The 2,943-nt window shown below is 26.8% G+C and carries 4 protein-coding genes; all 4 read left to right on the forward strand.

Translation table 11 applies throughout. The annotated features are described in order from the left end of the window. Positions 1 to 731, forward strand: a 731-nt coding sequence (locus AACZ53_RS14330; protein ID WP_339839852.1) for an endonuclease/exonuclease/phosphatase family protein, incomplete at its 5' end; no start/stop codon positions are given. Between the two features lie 163 nt (positions 732 to 894). Beyond that, positions 895 to 1,359 (forward strand): hypothetical protein, encoded by a 465-nt coding sequence (locus AACZ53_RS14335; protein ID WP_339839854.1) that lies wholly within the window; start codon positions 895 to 897, stop codon positions 1,357 to 1,359. Between the two features lie 203 nt (positions 1,360 to 1,562). Further along, positions 1,563 to 2,144: a porin family protein gene (locus AACZ53_RS14340; RefSeq protein ID WP_339839856.1), complete on the forward strand. Its 582-nt coding sequence runs from the start codon at positions 1,563 to 1,565 to the stop codon at positions 2,142 to 2,144. 186 nt (positions 2,145 to 2,330) lie between these two features. Continuing rightward, a complete protein-coding gene (locus AACZ53_RS14345; protein ID WP_339839858.1) occupies positions 2,331 to 2,900 on the forward strand; it encodes a hypothetical protein in 570 nt (189 codons plus the stop codon). Positions 2,901 to 2,943: the final 43 nt, after the last annotated feature.

Here is a 2,943-nt window from a genome sequence, read left to right on the forward strand (position 1 = left end):
ACAAGCCACTGAAACAAAGCCGCAAAACGTTAGCATTAACTTTCAGAAAAATCGTAGTAGATAAGAAAATAATGAAAATCTTAACTTGGAATATCGAAAGACCGAAATCAGAAAATCAATTAATTCTTGAAAAACTTGCAGAATATAATGCTGATATTGTAATCCTGACAGAAACTAATTCTAAAATTAAACTTTGTGACGAATATTCATTTTTATCAACAGAAAATTTGATAAATGGTTATGATGGAATTGAATATAAAACTGGAGAAAATAGAACAACAATTTGGACAAAATATAAAATTACTGTTCAACATAAAACTTATGATAGTTTTACTTCAGTTTGTGCCAAAATAGAAACTCCAAATGGAATGCTAACTGTTTACGGAACAATTATTGGTGTTTTTGGAGGAATTGGAGAAAGGTTTAAAAGTGATTTAGAAAACCAACTTAAAGATTTTGAAAATCTAAAAACGGAAAATGAAATTTCCATTATTGGTGATTTTAACGTTACTTTTTCTGGTAGAGTTTATCCAAGTCACGATGCAAGAAATAAGTTGAATTTAATTTTCGAAAACTTAAAGCTTAAAAACTTAACTTCAGAAATCGAAAATAATGTTGATCATATTGTGGTTAGCAAAAGTTTTATTGAGAATAAAAATGTAAAAATAGAAACGTGGAATCATAATAAAAAATTAAGCGACCACATTGGAATTTGCGTAACTTTAGAATAAAAAGCTACTGCTAACAACGGTTTGCAGAAATTGCGAGAATTTTGCAAAATTGGTAAATTTCTTTCGCAAGAAATTCTATCTTAGTAGAAAATTATACGGTTTCGAAGTCCGCAACTTCTGCAAGCCGCCAAACGTTAGCAAACATTGCCAAAAAAACCTACAAATGAAGACATTTTTAATATTAATATCATTTCTGTTTTTGAATAATTCAGATGTATTACATAAAGATACTTCTTTACAACTTGAAAAAAATGGGAATATCATAGGTTTGCCAAAAAACTTTAGTCCAGCAAATTTTGATATAAATAAAAAGAAATTAAGATTAAACAATAAAGAAATTGTCTTCCCAAAATGTTTGCAAATTTATTTTGATGAACAAAAAAATTCGGAATTAGATTTATCTGCATCATGGTATCATTCTAAAGAAACAATGCCATATTATTTGAGTTTTAATATTGTAAATAAAAAAGGAAATAAAGGCTGTAAAATTTTAGTCGATTTAGAAACATTAGAATTAATTCATATACATAAATTTAAAAGAAACAGAAGTGGTGAATCAAATATATTTATTGAATTAGATGAAAAGTGTCTAAATGAATATAAAAACAATATTAAAACTATAAACTAATAAAACGTTTGCTAACAATGGTTTTATAAAATGGCTTGGGCTTGGTTTTTCCTTCGGAAAAACCTCTATGAATCGAAAATTTGTCTATATTTGTGTTGGTCTGTGATTAATCAAAGCCACTTTATAAAGCCACTAAACGTTACATGCAATTTAAACCCAATATTGCGCAAAAAAAAATAATTAAAACAATTTTAAAATTTATTATGAAAAAAAATGCCCTTATCATTATTGTTTTTTTCTTACAGTTTAATACATATTCCCAAGAAAAATTTTCAGTTTTTACTGGTATAAATTATAATTTCTTAACTGATGGACTTTATAAAAGCTTATTAAATGAAAGTTCAGTTTCTCTGCATTTAGGGGTTGCTTATAATTTGCAACTAAATGAAAAAATTACTTTTAGACCAAAATTAGTTTTCTCGCAACAAGGAGACAGAGTAAAAACAGAACAAACAGTTCCTTATGGTTTTACAAAACTTGATTACAAACTTTCCTATATGAATGTTCCTTTAGAATTTAAATTTTGGAATAAAATATATTTAATAACTGGACCGCAAGTTGGTTATTTAGTTAATACTGAAAAATTAAGTAATGATTTAGGTGACGTAAATTCTGATATAGATTTTGGATTTAATGTTGGAGGAGGTGTCGAATTTAAAAATTACTTTATCGAATTAAGCACTTACAAAGGTTTTTCGAAAATATTTGAATATGAAGATATTTATAATGACAAACATAGTTTAACTAATACTTTATTTAGATTATCTGTTGGATATAATTTTTAAGATAAACTGCTTGTAACAACGGTTAGCAAAAACCACAAACGCTTGGTCAACTTCTTGAAAATCCTGTCGGATTTTCCAATTTTAATTTTATATTTGTTGTGGTTAGTCTTAAATCTTTGTGGCTTTCGCTAGCTGCAAAACGTTGTGCGTCAGCTTATCCGAACTAAACGAAAAAAAAACGAGTAAATGGAGTCTTTAGGTCATTTTATATTTGAACTTTTGAAAATCGCAGTATTAGCTTATATTTATTCATCAATTTTATATTTTATTTATAATCATATTCCAAAAAACAAAAAACCTGTTTGGGTTGAAAAATGGCTAAAATCAAAAAAAATACTTTGGTTATCTATTTCAATTTTACTTTTATTGTATATGTTTACACCATTTGGAAATCATGGACTTGGAGATAGTGCAAGGATTCCCATTAGCTTTACAAAAGAAATAAGCAACATAAACTGGACGAAATATGGAAAATTAAACGGAATAAAAACAAGCGATGAAAATGAAATTGAATTAACACATTTTAAAATAAAAAACAATACTTTATGTGGAAATTTGAGTAGTAATTTTTATGATTTTGAAAACAATTATTTCATTTATGATATTGATTCAGATAAAATAACGGAATTTGAAAACGAAAATGATTATAATAATTTCGCTCAAAAAAATAAATTACCAAAGTCAAGCGAATTAAAAAGCTTTGAAGAGAATTATAGAGATTATTGGAGCGGATGGAGATTATTCCTTTTGCCTTAGTTTAAAAAGCCGAACGCACAACAACGGTTTTGTTCAATGGCTT

The organism is uncultured Flavobacterium sp. (assembly GCF_963975005.1).
Lineage (GTDB): Bacteria > Bacteroidota > Bacteroidia > Flavobacteriales > Flavobacteriaceae > Flavobacterium.